General features: G+C 61.5%; 17 protein-coding genes. 9 read left to right on the top strand and 8 right to left on the bottom strand.

Annotated elements, in window-relative coordinates; genetic code table 11:
- Positions 1-25: 25 nt before the first annotated feature.
- A complete protein-coding gene (locus LNV08_RS10675; protein WP_263533690.1) occupies positions 26-406 on the bottom strand; it encodes a YraN family protein in 381 nt (126 codons plus the stop codon).
- Here LNV08_RS10675 and rsmI point away from each other — a divergent pair.
- The gene (rsmI, locus tag LNV08_RS10680; RefSeq protein WP_414858717.1) at positions 399-1,325 is read left to right on the top strand and encodes a 16S rRNA (cytidine(1402)-2'-O)-methyltransferase; all 927 of its coding nucleotides are present in this window, start codon (positions 399-401) and stop codon (positions 1,323-1,325) included. The two genes, LNV08_RS10675 and rsmI, sit on opposite strands and share 8 nt — an antisense overlap.
- Positions 1,326-1,348: 23 nt before the next feature.
- Here the strand turns inward: rsmI and LNV08_RS10685 are convergent, their stop codons facing one another.
- Complete coding sequence (locus LNV08_RS10685; protein WP_318014114.1) at positions 1,349-1,846, bottom strand: DUF4188 domain-containing protein; 498 nt, start codon at positions 1,844-1,846, stop codon at positions 1,349-1,351.
- Positions 1,843-2,829: an NAD-dependent epimerase/dehydratase family protein gene (locus LNV08_RS10690; RefSeq protein ID WP_263533691.1), complete on the bottom strand. Its 987-nt coding sequence runs from the start codon at positions 2,827-2,829 to the stop codon at positions 1,843-1,845. Before LNV08_RS10690 ends, LNV08_RS10685 begins: the two co-directional genes overlap by 4 nt.
- Before the next feature lie 115 nt (positions 2,830-2,944).
- Here LNV08_RS10690 and LNV08_RS10695 point away from each other — a divergent pair, with 115 nt between their 5' ends.
- The 4 genes from LNV08_RS10695 (at position 2,945) to LNV08_RS10710 (ending at position 7,036) form a co-directional block, all read left to right on the top strand.
- Complete coding sequence (locus LNV08_RS10695) at positions 2,945-3,817, top strand: LysR family transcriptional regulator (RefSeq protein ID WP_263533692.1); 873 nt, start codon at positions 2,945-2,947, stop codon at positions 3,815-3,817.
- Between the two features lie 44 nt (positions 3,818-3,861).
- The gene (tldD, locus tag LNV08_RS10700; RefSeq protein ID WP_263533693.1) at positions 3,862-5,325 is read left to right on the top strand and encodes a metalloprotease TldD; all 1,464 of its coding nucleotides are present in this window, start codon (positions 3,862-3,864) and stop codon (positions 5,323-5,325) included.
- Between the two features lie 226 nt (positions 5,326-5,551).
- Positions 5,552-6,679 (top strand): 3-deoxy-7-phosphoheptulonate synthase, encoded by a 1,128-nt coding sequence (locus LNV08_RS10705; RefSeq protein WP_263533694.1) that lies wholly within the window; start codon positions 5,552-5,554, stop codon positions 6,677-6,679.
- A 45-nt stretch (positions 6,680-6,724) separates the two neighbouring features.
- Positions 6,725-7,036, top strand: a complete 312-nt coding sequence (locus tag LNV08_RS10710) for a hypothetical protein (RefSeq protein ID WP_263533695.1) — start codon at positions 6,725-6,727, stop codon at positions 7,034-7,036.
- Between the two features lie 2 nt (positions 7,037-7,038).
- Here LNV08_RS10710 and LNV08_RS10715 read toward each other — a convergent pair whose 3' ends face one another.
- Entirely contained in the window at positions 7,039-7,710 is a 672-nt protein-coding gene (locus tag LNV08_RS10715) for a trimeric intracellular cation channel family protein (protein WP_263533696.1), read from the bottom strand.
- 168 nt (positions 7,711-7,878) lie between these two features.
- Here LNV08_RS10715 and htpG point away from each other — a divergent pair, with 168 nt between their 5' ends.
- Entirely contained in the window at positions 7,879-9,762 is a 1,884-nt protein-coding gene (gene htpG / locus LNV08_RS10720) for a molecular chaperone HtpG (RefSeq protein WP_263533697.1), read from the top strand.
- Positions 9,763-9,778: 16 nt separating this feature from the next.
- Here the strand turns inward: htpG and LNV08_RS10725 are convergent, their stop codons facing one another.
- The 3 genes from LNV08_RS10725 to LNV08_RS10735 all read right to left on the bottom strand — a co-directional run bounded on the left by LNV08_RS10725 (position 9,779) and on the right by LNV08_RS10735 (position 12,569).
- Complete coding sequence (locus tag LNV08_RS10725) at positions 9,779-10,849, bottom strand: serine/threonine protein kinase (RefSeq protein ID WP_263533698.1); 1,071 nt, start codon at positions 10,847-10,849, stop codon at positions 9,779-9,781.
- Positions 10,850-10,926: 77 nt separating this feature from the next.
- The gene (locus LNV08_RS10730; RefSeq protein WP_263533699.1) at positions 10,927-11,802 is read right to left on the bottom strand and encodes a DUF2726 domain-containing protein; all 876 of its coding nucleotides are present in this window, start codon (positions 11,800-11,802) and stop codon (positions 10,927-10,929) included.
- A 128-nt stretch (positions 11,803-11,930) separates the two neighbouring features.
- On the bottom strand, positions 11,931-12,569 hold the full coding sequence (locus LNV08_RS10735; RefSeq protein WP_263533700.1) for a GNAT family N-acetyltransferase: 639 nt from the start codon (positions 12,567-12,569) through the stop codon (positions 11,931-11,933).
- A gap of 495 nt (positions 12,570-13,064) precedes the next feature.
- Between LNV08_RS10735 and rplM the strand changes: the two genes are divergently transcribed.
- The 3 genes from rplM (at position 13,065) to erpA (ending at position 14,501) form a co-directional block, all read left to right on the top strand.
- Positions 13,065-13,493: a 50S ribosomal protein L13 gene (gene rplM, locus LNV08_RS10740; protein ID WP_263533701.1), complete on the top strand. Its 429-nt coding sequence runs from the start codon at positions 13,065-13,067 to the stop codon at positions 13,491-13,493.
- A 9-nt stretch (positions 13,494-13,502) separates the two neighbouring features.
- A complete protein-coding gene (gene rpsI / locus LNV08_RS10745) occupies positions 13,503-13,895 on the top strand; it encodes a 30S ribosomal protein S9 (RefSeq protein WP_263519022.1) in 393 nt (130 codons plus the stop codon).
- 231 nt (positions 13,896-14,126) lie between these two features.
- Positions 14,127-14,501: an iron-sulfur cluster insertion protein ErpA gene (gene erpA / locus LNV08_RS10750; protein WP_263533702.1), complete on the top strand. Its 375-nt coding sequence runs from the start codon at positions 14,127-14,129 to the stop codon at positions 14,499-14,501.
- 55 nt (positions 14,502-14,556) lie between these two features.
- On the opposite strand, the gene LNV08_RS10755 is transcribed toward erpA, so the two are convergent.
- Positions 14,557-15,672: an anhydro-N-acetylmuramic acid kinase gene (locus LNV08_RS10755; RefSeq protein WP_263533703.1), complete on the bottom strand. Its 1,116-nt coding sequence runs from the start codon at positions 15,670-15,672 to the stop codon at positions 14,557-14,559.

The raw sequence follows: 15,672 nt of genomic DNA on the forward strand, positions 1-15,672 counted from the left end.
GCGATCATAAGCGAGGGAGAGGTTCTCAGCCTCCGAGCTCAAATGCCGCCTGAATCCACTCGATGGCTTCACCGTCTATCGCCAGCACATCAAAGCGGCAGGGCGGCGGACTGGCTTTGCTTAAGAGGTAATGCTGCGCGGCGTAGATCAGCCGGCGCTGCTTGGCCGGCGTGACGCTGGCCGCTGCGCCGCCATGTGAGAGGCTGGCGCGGGCACGTACCTCGACGAACACCAGCGTGCCGTCCTTGTCGCCCAGAATCAGATCGACTTCACCGCCGCGCGCGCCCGGGCCGGCGGCGACCCGATAATTACGCTCCACCAGGCGCAGACCGCGCTGCTGCAAGTAGCGCAGCGCCAGGTCTTCCGCCGCCGATCCGAGAATCTTGGGAGAGCCCCACTTGAACATAGTTGCCGATGCCTCCCTGCTGATGATGCAGGCCGCCGCCGCTGCGGCCGGGAGTCAGCAGTATCCCGCGTCCACGCTGTATGTGGTGGCCACGCCGATCGGGAATCTGGCCGACATCACCTTCCGCGCCGCCCATGTGCTGGGGTTGGTTGACGCAGTGGCTTGCGAGGACACCCGGGTCAGCGCTGGCCTGCTGCGCCATCTCGGCCTGCACAAGCCGCTTTTGAAGCTGCACCAGCACAACGAGCATGAGGCCAGCGCGAGTCTGGTGGATCGACTCAAACAGGGCGAGCGCATCGCCTATATCAGCGACGCAGGCACGCCCGCCATCTCCGACCCCGGCGCGGTGCTGGTGGCGGCGGTGGCCGCAGCAGGTCTGCGAGTTTTTCCCGTTCCCGGCGCCAGCAGCACGGTGACGGCGCTGAGCGTGGCGGGCGACACGGTGGCGCAGGGCTTCGAGTTCGCTGGCTTCTTGCCGACCAAGGCGGCCGAGCGTCGCACGGTTTTGCTGACGCTGTGTGGCCGGCCGCGCAGTCAGGTCTTGTTTGAAGCGCCGCACCGCATCAAAGCGGTGATCGAGCTCTTGGCCGAAGTCTGTCCGGCGCAGAAGGTCACCGTCAGTCGTGAGCTGACCAAGCAGTTTGAAACCGTCCACACGGCCTTGGCGGCCGAGTTGCCGGCCTGGATGGCTGCGGACGCTCAGCGTGAGCGTGGCGAGTTTGTGCTGGTGCTGCATGCGCTCAAGCCGGAAGCAGCTTCTGAGGGCGAGCTGCCTGCCGAGGCGCTGCGCGTGCTGGCGCTGCTCAGCGCCGAGTTGCCCTTGAAGCAGGCGGTGGCGCTGGCGGCCGAAATCAGCGGCAGCTCGCGCAACCGGCTGTATGACTTCGCTTTGGCGCAGAAAAAAGCACGCGAGCAATAGGCGAGGTCGGCGCGTCGCCACGGCTATTGAGGCGCCCTTGCCTGGCTCTTGCGGGCCCGATCCAAACGCGCTGCAGCCGATTTCATCTCCCCCGAAGCCGAGTGCAAGCTGCCGGCCTTTCCGAGGCCAAAGGCCGGCATATTGACGTAGATGTTCTCGTAGCTGCCTGGGCTGGCCGCATAGGTTTCATGCCAGATGCCGACCGAGCCATCGTCGCCTATGGCCTTGTTGAAGGCCGTCCAGGCCGGCAAGTGCGCGGCTTCACGGTTCTTGGCGTAGGCCAGCAGATGTTCCATCGAGCGCCAATACTGCACCATGATCAGGGTGCGAGAAAACCAGCTTTCGCCATGCAAGAAGCCCAGCTCGGGGTTTTTTTCGAGCTCGCTCAACATGCGCGGCATGGCGGCCGCCACCGGCCACCATTTGTGCACCTTGAGGGGCTTGTTGATGCGCATACCTATCATGAAGACGACGAAATCGCCGTCCAGTTTGGCGGTAAGTCGGGCGGCATTGATCATCATGCTGTCGCTCCTGCCGTTGCCCCTGCTGACCCTGCTGCCACCCCTGCGGCAGGCATGCCGAGTGCGACCAGACTGTCTTGCAGCGCGGTGACCAGCCGCGTTTGAGGCGGCTCACCGATCAGCAGGCGCAGCTCGGTGTCATCCAAACGGTGCGGACGCAGCCACAGGTAGCGCATCTCGGCGATCGCGCGCCAGCTGGCGACGAATGGAGATCCGAGGCGAATCGCCAGCCAAGGCAAACCGCCTGTCTTCAAAGGCTGGCCCCAGGCTTGCTCCAAGGCTTGCTGCATGACTCGACCTTCGACCGAGTGGCCGGCGTAGTGCAGGCGGTGATGGCCGCTCAAGTCACTGCGCTTTTCAGCGACGCGCACAAAGCATTCGGCCAGATCGGGCAGATAGGCCCAGGCATGGGTCTGGTCCAGCGGGCCGGGATAGATGAAACGGCCGCTTTTGAGCTTGGAGGCCAGGGCCAGATCGAACCAACTGCCAGTCCCCGGACCACCAAAGAAATCACCGGCCCGCAGCACCACTGAGTCCAAGCCCGGCTCAGCAGCCATGCGCGCCTCCATCTCGATGCGCAGGCCGGCTTTAGGGGTGTTGGCTCGCTCGGGTGTGTTGGGCGTCAGCACGCTGGGCAATTCGCTGCCGAAGTTGTAGACATTGCCGGGCAACATCAGCAAAGCGCCGAGTGCCTTGGCCGTCGCTTGCGCCGCGTCGGCCAGCGGCAGCAGCAATTGATGCCATTCGGTATAGGGCGGGTTCAAGGCGTTGATGACGACGGTGGCACCTTGTGCGCCCTTGAGCAGGGCGGCTCGGTCAAGCGCGTCGCAGTTCAGCGTGCGTACATTGGCGAGTTTGCTCAATTCATCCGGCAGCGGCTTACGTGCCTGCGCGATCACCTGCCAGCCGGCTGCGGCGAAGGTGCGCGTCAAACATTGGCCAAGGCGGCCGGCCGCACCAAGAATCAAAATGGAGGTTTGCATAGCGAGTCCTGCTGTTGTTATCACGATTGCTTGGGCTGCAGTTTGAGTCGCTTGAGGTCAATTCGGAAGTGGCTATCATGCAATTCAGGTATTCAAAAATGAATGGCGAGGCCGTGTGCTTGATTGGTCGCAGGTTCAGATTTTTTTAGGGCTGGCTGAAGCGGGCTCTTTGAGTCGCGCCGTGGGCTTGCTGGGTCAGAGTCAGCCGACCTTGAGTCGGCAGTTGTCGGCCTTGGAGGCCTCACTTGGCCAAAGCTTGTTCGAGCGTCACCCGCGAGGTCTGAGCTTGACGGCAGCAGGCCAAGCGCTGCTGCCGGCCGCAAGGCGCATGCGCGAGGGTGCGCAAGAGCTGAGCATGGCGCTGGCGGCTCGAGAAAAGAGCCTGGCCGGCACGGTGCGCATCACTGCCAGCGAGATCGTCTGCTGCTATTTTTTGCCCGAGTTCTTGGCGCAGATGCGGCTCGACCATCCGGAGATTCAGCTTGAGCTGGTCGCCAGCGACGAGGTCGAAAATTTGCTGGAGCGCAGCGCCGACATTGCGCTGCGCATGGTGCGGCCCGAGCAAGGCATGTTGGTGGCGCGCAAGCTGGCTGACTGGCCGCTAGGGCTCTATGCGCACCGGCGCTATTTGGCCCGCCACGGCGTGCCGACGGTGGCAACGATGGGCCAGCACCAATGGCTGGGCTATGACCGCTCCGACCAGTTGCTGCGCGGCTTTGCGGCGGCAGGGTTTCCGGTGACGCGCGAGTTTTTCGGTTTGCGCAGCGACAGCCACGTGGCGATCTGGGAGGCGATGCGGGCCGGCTGTGGTATCGCCGTGGGGCTGCAGCGCGGGGCCGCGCGCGATCCAGATCTTCAACAAGTGTTGCCCGAAATGCCGATAGCGCCGCTGCCGCTGTGGTTGACCGCTCACCGCGAACTGCGCGATACGCCGCGCCTGCGTTTGGTGTTCGAGGCCTTGGCGGCTTGGGCCCTTGCGAGCCCGTGATTTGCCTTTGAGCGAACTGGACCGGTCCCTCCTACAATGAAGTCATGATTTCGCGCGAACCCACCCTTGCCCGCCTGGTAGCAGCCCGTAGCCAATTGCTGGAGCCTTACGGCCTCAGCGAGCCCTTGCTGGCCAAAGCGCTGCGGCTGATCACCGAGCATCGCGTCGACGACGCCGACCTCTACTTCCAGCACACCCGCTCCCAGGGATGGAGCCTGGAAGAGGGCATCGTCAAGAGCGGCAGCTTCAGCATCGACCAAGGCGTGGGCGTGCGCGCCGTGGCCGGCGAGAAGACCGCGTTCGCCTATTCCGACGATATCTCCGAGGCCGCCATCATCGATGCGGCCCTGACGGTGCGCTCGATTGCCGCCGCCGGCCAAAGCCGCCGCGTCAAGGTGCCCGCCAACCCTACCGTGTCGAAGAGCCGCTCGCTGTACGGCCCGGCCGACCCGATTGCCAGCCTCGACAGCACCGAAAAGGTTGCTTTGCTTGAGCGTACCGAGCGCATGGCGCGCGGCAAAGACCCGCGGGTGGCGCAGGTGATGGCAGGCCTGGCCGCCGAGCATGAGGTGATCCTAGTAGCACGCGCGGACGGCACCTTGGCCGCCGATGTGCGGCCGCTGGTGCGCCTGAGCGTGACCGTGATTGCCGAAAGCAACGGCCGGCGTGAGGTCGGCTCGGGCGGCGGCGGCGGGCGCTTTGGCTTGGCCTATTTCACCGACGAAATGATCTCCAGCTATGTCGATCAAGCCGTCAATGCGGCGCTGACGAATCTCGAGTCACGCCCGGCCCCGGCCGGCGAGATGACCGTGGTGCTTGGCCCCGGCTGGCCCGGTGTGCTCTTGCACGAGGCGATCGGCCATGGCCTGGAAGGTGACTTCAACCGCAAGGGTTCGAGCGCTTTTGCCGGCCGCATCGGCCAGCGCGTGGCGGCCAAGGGTGTGACGGTCTTGGACGATGGCACGCTGGCGGATCGCCGTGGTTCACTGAATGTCGACGACGAAGGTTGCGCCTCGCAGCGCAATGTCTTGATCGAAGACGGCATCCTGAAGGGCTATATCCAGGACGCCATGAATGCGCGCCTGATGAAGGTGGCGCCGACCGGCAACGGCCGACGTGAGAGTTATGCCCATGTGCCGATGCCGCGCATGACCAACACCTATATGCTCGGCGGCGACAAGGATCCCAAGGAAATCATCGCCAGCATCAAGAAGGGCATCTACGCGACCAATTTCGGCGGTGGTCAGGTCGACATCACTTCGGGCAAATTCGTGTTCTCGGCCAGTGAGGCCTTTTGGGTCGAAAACGGCCAGATTCAGTACCCGGTCAAGGGCGCCACCATCATCGGCAGCGGCCCCGAGGCGCTGACCCGCGTCACCATGATTGGCAACGATATGCAACTCGACACCGGCGTCGGCGTCTGCGGTAAAGAGGGTCAGAGCGTGCCGGTCGGCGTCGGTCAGCCAACGCTGCGTATTGACGGCCTGACGGTCGGCGGCACGGCTTGATTGTTGCGCGCTAGCCGCAGTGCGGCTGGGCTGCAATATTCGCGTGCTACATTCAAGTCATGCCTACGCAAAAGTTTTATACATTCTTTTGGTTCTCATACCGCACCGGCGGCAGAGAGGCGAACGCGTAAACCAAAAACGCAAATCAAATTTCTGAAAACCGCCGGGTTCACCCCCGGCGGTTTTTTTTTGCTCATCGAATCAGAATCAGAAAGACCGCCACGATATGAACGCCAAGAATGTGAAAGCTGAGGCCACCGCCGAACGTTGGTACTCGCCGCAGGACAAAACCAGCGAGACCGATGACCAGCGCATCGTCGACGTCACGCCGCTGCCGCCGCCGGAACACCTGATCCGCTTCTTCCCGATTCGCGGCACGCCGATGGAGCCGCTGATTGCCGGCACACGCGCCAAGATCCGCAAGATCATGCAGCGCAAGGATGACCGTTTGCTGGTCATCATCGGCCCCTGCTCCATCCACGATCCGGCCGCTGCGATCGAGTACGCCCGCAAGCTGCAGGTGCAGCGCGAGAAATACGCCGACACGCTGGAGATCGTCATGCGCGTCTACTTCGAGAAGCCGCGCACCACGGTGGGCTGGAAGGGTTTGATCAACGACCCCTACTTGGACGAGAGCTACCGCATCGACGAAGGCCTGCGCATCGCGCGCCAGTTGCTGTTGGAGATCAACCGCTTGGGCATGCCGGCCGGCTCCGAGTTCCTCGATGTGATTTCGCCGCAATACATTGGCGACCTGATTTCCTGGGGCGCGATCGGCGCACGCACGACCGAAAGCCAGGTGCACCGCGAGTTGGCCTCGGGCCTGTCCGCACCGATCGGTTTCAAGAATGGCACCGACGGCAATATCAAGATCGCCACCGATGCCATCCAGGCCGCGGCCCGCCCGCACCACTTTTTGTCGGTGCACAAGAATGGTCAGGTCGCCATCGTCGAGACCAAGGGCAATAAGGATTGCCATGTGATTTTGCGCGGCGGCAAGGCGCCCAATTACGACGCCGAGAACGTGGCAGCCGCTTGCAAGGATCTGGCCGCGTCCAAGCTCGATACCACGCTGATGGTGGATTGCTCGCATGCCAACAGCTCCAAGCAGCACCTGAGGCAGGTGGACGTTGCTGCCGACGTTGCGGCGCAGATCAAGGCCGGCAGCACCAGCATCTTTGGTGTGATGGTTGAAAGCCATCTGATCGACGGTGCGCAGAAGTTCACCCCCGGCAAGGACGACGCTAAGAAGTTGGAATACGGCAAGAGCATCACCGACGCTTGCTTGGGCTGGGACGATTCGCTCAAGGTGATGGAATTGCTCAGTGATGCTGTAAAAGCGGCACGCGGCTGATTTCTAGGCCAGAATCGGCGCGTCACAAGCCCACAAAGGCCAGCGATGCGCAGTCTCGTGAAGGTCGTTTTTAGTCCGATTCAGCAGTTCGATTTGGTCGTTGACGAGGCCGAAGTCTTGAGCTTCGAAGCCGCCCGTCAATGGCTGGATGAGCAATTCATCCAGCATGATTGCGCGCCTATGCGGGGCACCGGCAAGGTCTTGCTGGCCGACAAAATCCTGGGCGTTGCCAGCACGGCGGGGCCGGCTGCTTTTGCAGATGCCGCCTGGGCACTCGACTTCGCGCGAGCCACCAGCAGCGCCTTGAGCAAGGCGCTGCTGCGGGTTGATGTGGCCAAGCGGACGCTGTCTTACTGAATTTATTGGCTGAGCTGCGGCGCAGGCAACTGCCAGCCGTAGTGCAGCGCCGCCAGTCGCAGCGCCACCACCGTCAACATGCCGGCAAAAAAGGCCAGCTGGCGCGGCACCCCTAAGGCCCGCAGCAGCAGATAGGCGCTGATGCCACCGATGGCCGCACTCGCATAGATGTCGCGGCGCAGCAGCAGCGGCACTTGGCCCGTCATCAGGTCGCGCAGTACGCCGCCGCCGCTGGCGGTGATGGTGCCCAGCAGCACGACGACAAGGCGCGGCTTGCCGGCCTCCTCGGCAATTTCGGCGCCACACAGGGCGAACAAGGCCAGGCCGAGGGTGTCGGCGATCAAGAGTGCGCCATTGCCGGTCTGCAAGACTTGACCCCAGCCGCTGGCCATCTGGGTGGCCAAGGCGGTCAGCATTGCGGTCAGGCCGATCACCTTGATGTAGCGGGTGTCGCGCATCCAGAAGATCGGATGCCGGCCTAAGAGCATGTCACGCAGCGTGCCGCCGCCGATCGCGGTGATCGCGGCCAGCACCAAGACGCCGAATAGATCGAGCCTGGCCTGCATCGCAGCCAAGGCGCCGCTGATGGCAAATACGGCCACGCCGGCCAGATCCATCCAGTACAGGACGACGCGCGCTTTTGGGGTCAGAGACTCATTGGGGGAATTGCTCATGGGCGGCATTCTGGCAGTGATGTGGGCAAGTGCTGCTGTCGGCGTGCAATAGGTCTTGAAGCCGGCCGAGACGACCCCACATCGGGTGCACGGGCGCAAGCTCAGGTGGGTGGTGGCTCAAGCCGACCGCTCATCACCGTTTTCAGCCATTTGAAAGAAGCGCAAATCATGACAAAGCAAACCCATGCCTTCCAGGCCGAGGTCAAGCAGATCCTGCACCTGGTCACTCATTCGCTCTATTCCAACAAGGAAATTTTCCTGCGCGAGCTGGTCTCCAATGCGTCGGACGCTTGCGACAAGCTGCGCTTCGAAGCGCTCGACAACGCCGCCTTGTTTGAAGACGCACCGAACCTGGAAGTACGCGTCAGCTTTGACGAGGCCGCCCGCACCGTCACCATCAGCGACAACGGCATCGGCATGAGCGAGGAAGAGGCGATCTCGCATCTGGGCACCATCGCCAAGAGCGGCACGCGTGAGTTCATGGCCAAGCTTGAAGGCGACCAGAAGAAGGACGCCAATCTGATCGGCCAGTTCGGCGTCGGTTTCTACTCGGGCTTTATCGTCGCCGACCGCATCACCGTTGAAACCCGCCGCGCCGGCGTCGCCGCCGATGCCGCAGTGCGCTGGACCTCGGAAGGCACCGGCGACTACGAAGTCGAGACCATCACCAAGCTCGGCCGCGGCACCGATGTGATCTTGCATCTGCGTGAAGGCGAGGAAGAATTCCTCAAGACCTGGCGCCTCAAGTCGGTCATCAGCAAGTACTCCGACCACATCTCGCTGCCCATCCTGATGCGCAAGGAAGAGTGGGATCCGGAGGCGTCCACCCAAGTCCTGAAGGACGAGTGGGAGCCGGTGAACAAGGCCTCAGCGCTGTGGTCGCGCTCGAAGAGCGAAGTTACGCAAGAACAGTACGACGAGTTTTACAAGCAGATCAGCTACGACACCGAAGCGCCGCTGGCCCACACGCACAACCGCGTTGAAGGCCGCAGCGAGTACACGCAGCTGCTCTACATCCCCAAGAAGGCACCGTTTGATCTGTGGAACCGTGACAAGCGCGGTGGCGTCAAGCTCTATGTGAAGCGTGTCTTCATCATGGACGATGCCGAGGCGCTGATGCCGGTCTACCTGCGCTTTGTGAAGGGTGTGATCGACTCGGCCGACCTGCCGCTGAACGTTTCGCGTGAGCTGCTGCAAGAAAGCCGTGACGTCAAGGCGATCCGCGAAGGCTCGACCAAGCGCGTCTTGTCGATGCTGGAAACGCTGGCCGACAGCGAAGATGCGGCCGAGCGCGCTAAGTACGCCGACTTCTGGAAGGACTTCGGCTCGGTCTTGAAGGAAGGCATTGGCGAGGATCACGCCAACCAGGAACGCCTGGCCAAGCTCTTGCGCTTTGCCTCGACGCACGCCGACGAGGGCGTCTCGCTGGCCGACTATCTGAAGCGCGCTAAGGACGATCAGGAAGCGATTTACTACATCACTGCCGACTCTTTAAGCGCCGCCAAGAACAGCCCGCAGCTGGAGATCTTCCGCAAGAAGGGCATCGAGGTCTTGCTGCTGGTCGACCGTGTCGACGAGTGGATGCTCTCGCATCTGTATGAGTTCGAAGGCAAGGCGCTGCAGTCGGTCGCCAAGGGCTCCATCGATCTGGGCAAGCTGCAAGACGAGGACGAAAAGAAGAAGGCCGAGGCCGATGCCGAGACCTTCAAGCCGCTGCTGGATCGTCTGAAGGAAACGCTCAAGGCCCGCGCCAAGGATGTGCGCGTGTCGACACGCCTAGTCGACTCGCCCGCCTGTATCGTCGTTGAAGAGGGCGATATGAGTGGCCACTTGGCGCGCCTGCTCAAGCAAGCCGGTCAAGCCGCACCTGTGAGCCTGCCGACGCTGGAGATCAACGCGGAGCATGCGCTGGTGAAGAAGCTGAGCAGCAGTGAGGCTCATTTCGACGACCTCGCTAACGTGATCTTCGATCAGGCTGTGCTCGCCGAAGGCGGCCATCTGGAAGACCCGGCCGCTTATGTGCGGCGTGTCAACGCGATGCTGCTGGGCTGATGGTTTTTGACGGGGGCTATTTGAAGCCCTCGTCAAAGGCGATGTCGTCGTCTCTGAAGTTGTCCAGCACGACTTCATCCGCTGGCCGCATCGCCTCCAGTTGTTCATTCAGCTTGGCGACTTGGTCGTGCCAGTAGTTGGGCGTGCCGAACCAGGGGAAGGCACGCGGGAAGGCCGGATCGCCCCAGCGCTTGGCCAGCCAGGCGCTGTGATGAATCATGCGCAGCGTGCGCAGCGGCTCAATCAGCTTCAGCTCGCGGCGGTCAAACTTGGCGACCGTTTCGTAGCCCTCCAGCACACAGGCTAGCTGCTGTCGCGTGGCCAGCGCGTCGCCCGACAAGAGCATCCATAGGTCTTGTACGGCCGGGCCGGTGACGGCGTCGTCCAAGTCGACAAAATGGGGGCCGTGGTCGGGCGTCCAGAGAATGTTGCCGGGATGGCAGTCACCATGCAGGCGCAGCAGTTGCAAATCCGGAATTGCATCAAACGCGGTTTGAATGCGGGCCAAGCAAGCATTGACGACCGTTTCCCAGGCACTTGCGACTTCAACCGGCAGTGTTTGGTTGGCGAGTAGCCAATCTCGGGCGATTTGACCCGGTTCAGCCCCAACCCAGCTCAAGCGATGTTCAAACGGCCGTTGCCGGCCCACCAGATGCAGGCGCGCGAGCAGGCGACCTATCCAGGTCAATACTTCGGGATCATCTAGCTCCGGTGCGCGGCCACCCTGGCGCGGTGTGACGGCAAAGCGCTGATCGCCAAAATGGGCCAGCGTTGCCGGCCTGCCACTCAGTTTCAACTGACCCTTGATGTCGGCAAGCGTCCAGGGTGAAGCCACCGGTACTTCCGCCGCGGCCAACTCCAAGGCGAATAGGTGTTCTTCGAGAATCTGCGTGTCGGTCCAGCGGCCGGGCCGGTAAAACTTGGCGACCGCAATCCGCCCATCTTCCAGATGCAACTGCAGCACGCGGTTCTCATACGAGTTCAGCTGCAGCATGCGGCCGTCGCCGTAAAGGCCGGCGGCGTCGAGGGCGTCCAGCATGAATTCGGGCGTCAGGTTGCCGAAGCTGCGATCGAGGTCTGGGGTCATTGAGTGGCAGAAAAAGAAACGGCGTCAGACCGACTGGCCTGACGCCCTAGTATCAGCGCAAATTTTCGCTGCAACGCTTAACGAGGCAAGCGGCCACCATAGCGGGGGGAATCAACTACCAGACCGACGATGTCATTGGGTGCTTCATCGGGGTAACGCGACTCGCCACCCAAGGCTTCACCAAACGGCGTCACGCTGTGTGCGCCTGCGCTGCTATTGCGTGCCATGCGAGGCAGGTCGGGCCCTGCAGCAGTGTCAAAGCGGCTATCCGGCGCGAAGAAAGAGTCATGAAAGACGGCAGAGTCTTGCCAAAGACTGTTGCGGCCTTTGGTGCTGGCCGCATTGCCGCCGGCAATCGATTGAGTACTCGCGCCGCTGCGGCGTGGAGTCGAACCATTGATGGGGCTGCGCGCATTGATTGCACTGTGGGGCGCGGGAGCAGGTTGAGGGCCGCGCGAATTGCTGTTGCTGAAGGGCACCAAGAGCTGCAATTCGGCAGCGCTGGGCAAATTGTCGATAGCGCAGCGCAGATAGCGCACCCGGCAGGCGCCCAGCACCGATTGTTTGATTTGGAGGCCTCGCCCGGAAATACCGCGCTCGCTGTCCAGGTCAACAGCGGCCAAGACGCGGCCGTTGGGGCTGCAAATCGCGAAAGTCACGTTAATAGCGCCCAGCAACTCGAACCAATAGCGCACTTCGCTGGCTTCGGTGGGCTGGCAAAACCGCACCATCGGCAGTTTGGCCAAAATCACATGGTGAGGCAGCGCTTCTTTGAGCAAGCGGTAGACGCGGCGTTCGTCGGCGCTGAAGACTGGACGTGCCGTCAGCGCCCATTCGGTAGGCAGGGGCTTGTTGGCGGCGTTCTTCGGGCGACGCAAGACCCATGCCGCAAGAAAGGCAAGCAGGCTGCTGCCCACGACCAAAGCGACTATCCACGGAATGGTGATTTGCATTGCCCTCGACCGCCATTTATTAGGTTTGCACTGTATGTCCAGTGCTTATTCGGGCAATGTAGCGCATCGTTGTGACAAATAGGCTTGGTAGCTACCCCCGGTTTGGGTGGTGGGCGGCCGAAAATTTTTTACAGCTTGGCGGCCTTGCCGGCCTCGCTGAACTTGGACTTCACCTCGGCCACGCCGTCGATGATTTGCCCAATGACACGCACATGGCGTTTGAACTGAAAGTCCAGTTCGGCCATATGGCGCTCAATGGCTTCGCCAACATGGGATGACACGGTGTCGGGCGGCAGGCGCAGCCAAGCTTCTGATTCCGAGCCGTCGCGTTCCACCGTCGCGCCGGCGTTGCGTGCGATTTTGAGCATGGCGCCGTTCTCGCTCAGCGCATGGATGAAGAGCGTGTCGATGCCGCGGTTGCGTGCGTGTAGCGCAGCGCGCTCAAACAGGCGCGCGCCCAAGCCGCGGCCCCGCGCCTGACTCAAGACCGAAACGCCAAACTCGGCCATGGCGGGCAGGCCGGCGCGTTGCGGCTGTGGGGAGTAAGCCAGGTGCGCCATCGCAATGAGTTCGAGTTTGCGATTGAAGATGCCGAAAACTTCGTCCCGGTCAAAATCCATCGCCATCGCGTAGCGACTGATTTGATCGTCTCCCGCTGCATAGCCAAAGCGCAGGTAGCGGTCACGCTCGGTCAGCGCCAGCAAGTGCAAAGCAATCCGCTTGCGATGTTGCCGGCCCAGAGAGCGAATCGGTATCCAATTGCTCATGCGCTTCAAAGCGGCCGAGGGTGCCCATGCGGCAAGCGTACCGACGTTTGAACTTGCGGGTTCAGGCGGCGTTGTGCTGTTGCTTGGATTGGGCTTGGACTTCATGCGATGGTGCGAGGCTAGAGGGGAGGCTGAATTATTGGTGTTAACCCTAATTTTAACCCAGAGTCGGTCAAAGCCGGCTCGGAGGTCGATTTGTGTCGCAGGCCTGCCAAGCCTAGTAATTTTCGGCGACATCCTGCTAGAATGGTCGGCTTTTCCGTATTTGGCTGCGGGGAAGAAGTTTTTGCGTTCAGCGTGAGAGGTTGCGAGAGCGGGGTAGTTGGGGCGGCATCAAGCTGCTTTGGCGGGCCTAGTTCCCAATAAGCAACACCGAGCGAAGTCGAAACGTTGGCCGGGCTCTTGCCTGGTGGGCGAAAGTAAATGGACGCAAAAATCTAAATCAGCCATCCGACCGCTGAGTTCCGTTTTGGAGCCAGCATTCGAAAGTAACTCATGAAGACCTTCAGCGCCAAACCGGCAGAAGTGACGCACGAGTGGTTTGTGATTGACGCCACCGATAAGGTGCTCGGACGTGTTGCCAGCGAAGTGGCACTCCGTTTGCGCGGCAAGCATAAAGCCATTTATACGCCTCACGTAGATACCGGCGATTTCATCGTCATCATCAACGCAGAAAAACTGCGTGTCACTGGCAACAAGGCCAATGACAAGGTGTACTACCGTCATTCGGGCTTCCCAGGCGGCATTCACGCCACGAAGTTCAAGGACATGCAAGCCAAGCATCCAGGCCGCGCGCTGGAGAAGGCTGTCAAGGGCATGCTGCCCAAGGGTCCTTTGGGCTACGCCATGGTGAAGAAGCTGAAGGTCTATGCCGGTGACACGCATCCGCATGCCGCTCAGCAGCCCAAGGCTCTGGAAATCTAAGGAACGATGATGATCGGAAACTGGAACTACGGTACAGGCCGCCGCAAGTCGTCGGTCGCTCGCGTCTTCATCAAGAAGGGCACTGGCCAAATCGTCGTCAATGGCAAAGCCATCGGTGACTATTTTGGTCGTCAAACCTCCATCATGATCGCCAAGCAGCCTTTGCTGTTGACGAACCATGGTGAGACTTTTGACATCAAGGTGAACGTTCATGGTGGTGGTGAGTCGGGTCAAGCCGGTGCATTGCGCCACGGCATCACACGCGCTCTGATCGACTATGACGCAACCCTGAAGTCCGAACTGAGCCGCGCCGGCTTCGTCACGCGTGATGCGCGTGAAGTCGAGCGTAAGAAGGTCGGTCTGCACGGCGCCCGTCGCAGGAAGCAGTTCAGCAAGCGCTGATCCTGCTCGGTTTGCCGTCTTGGACTTGGTTCAGCGACGGCAAGCTCACAACAAAGCCGCTCCCGTTTACGAGGGCGGCTTTTTTTTGAATTGAGCATTTCGGCCTGCTCGCGAATAACCCTGTTCCAGTACGGGCTCGCCGAGCATGGCATCATCCGGACAGAGGTCAAATATTTGTCTTTTGTTTGCATGGACAATAGCGGCCGAAGTGCAATTACATCAGGAATCCATATGAGCGCAGTTCTTGAATCTCCAGCGGCCGATGCCGATGCAATGCCCGTGCCCTTGATCTTCACCGATAGCGCCGCCGAAAAGGTAGCCGACTTGGTGGCCGAGGAAGGCAATCCTGAGCTGAAGCTGCGTGTCTTCGTGCAAGGTGGCGGCTGCTCTGGCTTCCAGTACGGCTTCACCTTCGATGAAGCGGTCAACGAAGACGATACACAGATGCATAAAAATGGCGTGACCCTGCTGATCGATGCGATGAGCTTGCAGTACCTGGTCGGCGCGGAAATCGATTACAAGGAAGATTTGCAAGGTGCGCAGTTCGTGATTAAGAATCCGAATGCAACGACGACTTGTGGCTGCGGATCGAGCTTTTCGGCCTGATCGCGGGCATTTGCCCTCAATAAAAAACCGCCAAATTCAGGCGGTTTTTTTATGCTCAGGCGGGATAGAGGGCGCCCAATAGGCGAGGTCCCAGAGCGCCGGTTGCCGCAGCCAAGTTGCCCGGCAGTTGACGCAGATGACGCATGGCCAGCCAGGCAAAGGCCGCCGCTTCCACTTGCATGACCGGCAGCCCTCGCGCATCGCTGGTCATGACCTGTGTGTGCGGCAGCAGGGCCTGCATCCGCGTCATCAACTGCGTGTTAAAGGCGCCGCCACCGCAGACCAGCAGTTCTGTGGTATTCGGGCTGTGCTGCAGAAGACTTTGCGCGATCGTCTGCGCGCTCAACTCCAGCAGGCTGGCTTGCACATCTTCCTGGCGCAGATCGGCGTGCTGCAGTCGGCTGTCCAACCAAGCCCGGTTGAACAGATCTCGCCCCGTGCTGCGCGGAGGCGGCAAAGTGAAGAAGGGCTCGGCAAGCAGTCTGTCCAGCAGCGCTGTCGAAACCTGACCCAGCGCCGCCCAGGCGCCGCTCGCGTCAAATTCGTGACCCAGATGTTCTTGGATCCAAGCGTCCATCAAACAGTTGCCCGGCCCGCAGTCAAAGCCCAAGGTACTGCCGTCTGCGCCCAGCAGGCTGATATTGCTGATGCCACCGATATTGACAACGGCAATGTCGCGCCCGGTCTGGCCAAATTGCGCCCGGTGAAACGCCGGTACCAGGGGCGCGCCTTGCCCCCCGGCCGCCACATCGCGGCTGCGCAGATCACAGACCACGGCCACGCCGCTTTGCTCCGCCAGTAAGGCGCCGTTCAAGAGTTGTGTGGTGTAGCCACAGCCATCGAATTCGCCGGGTCTATGCCTGACGGTCTGGCCATGGGCGCCGAGCGCGGCGACTTCGCTTGCGACGACGCCGCAGGCCTCCAGCAGCTGAGCTACCAGATCCGCGTAGCTGCGGGCCAGTGCATTGGCCGCCAAGGCAGCTCGGTGCAGTTCGTTGTGACCAGGACTGTTGAGTGCCAACAGCTCGTCTCGCAGCGGTTTGCTGAAGGGTTGATGCAGGTGACCTAGCACTTGCATGGCTGTGCCGTCTGCAGGGAATCGCGCCAATAGCGCGTCCACTCCGTCCAGCGAGGTGCCGGACATCAAGCCAATGAAGAGCTCGCTACTCAT

It is taken from the genome of Paucibacter sp. TC2R-5, assembly GCF_025717605.1.
Lineage (GTDB): Bacteria > Pseudomonadota > Gammaproteobacteria > Burkholderiales > Burkholderiaceae_C > Paucibacter_A > Paucibacter_A albus.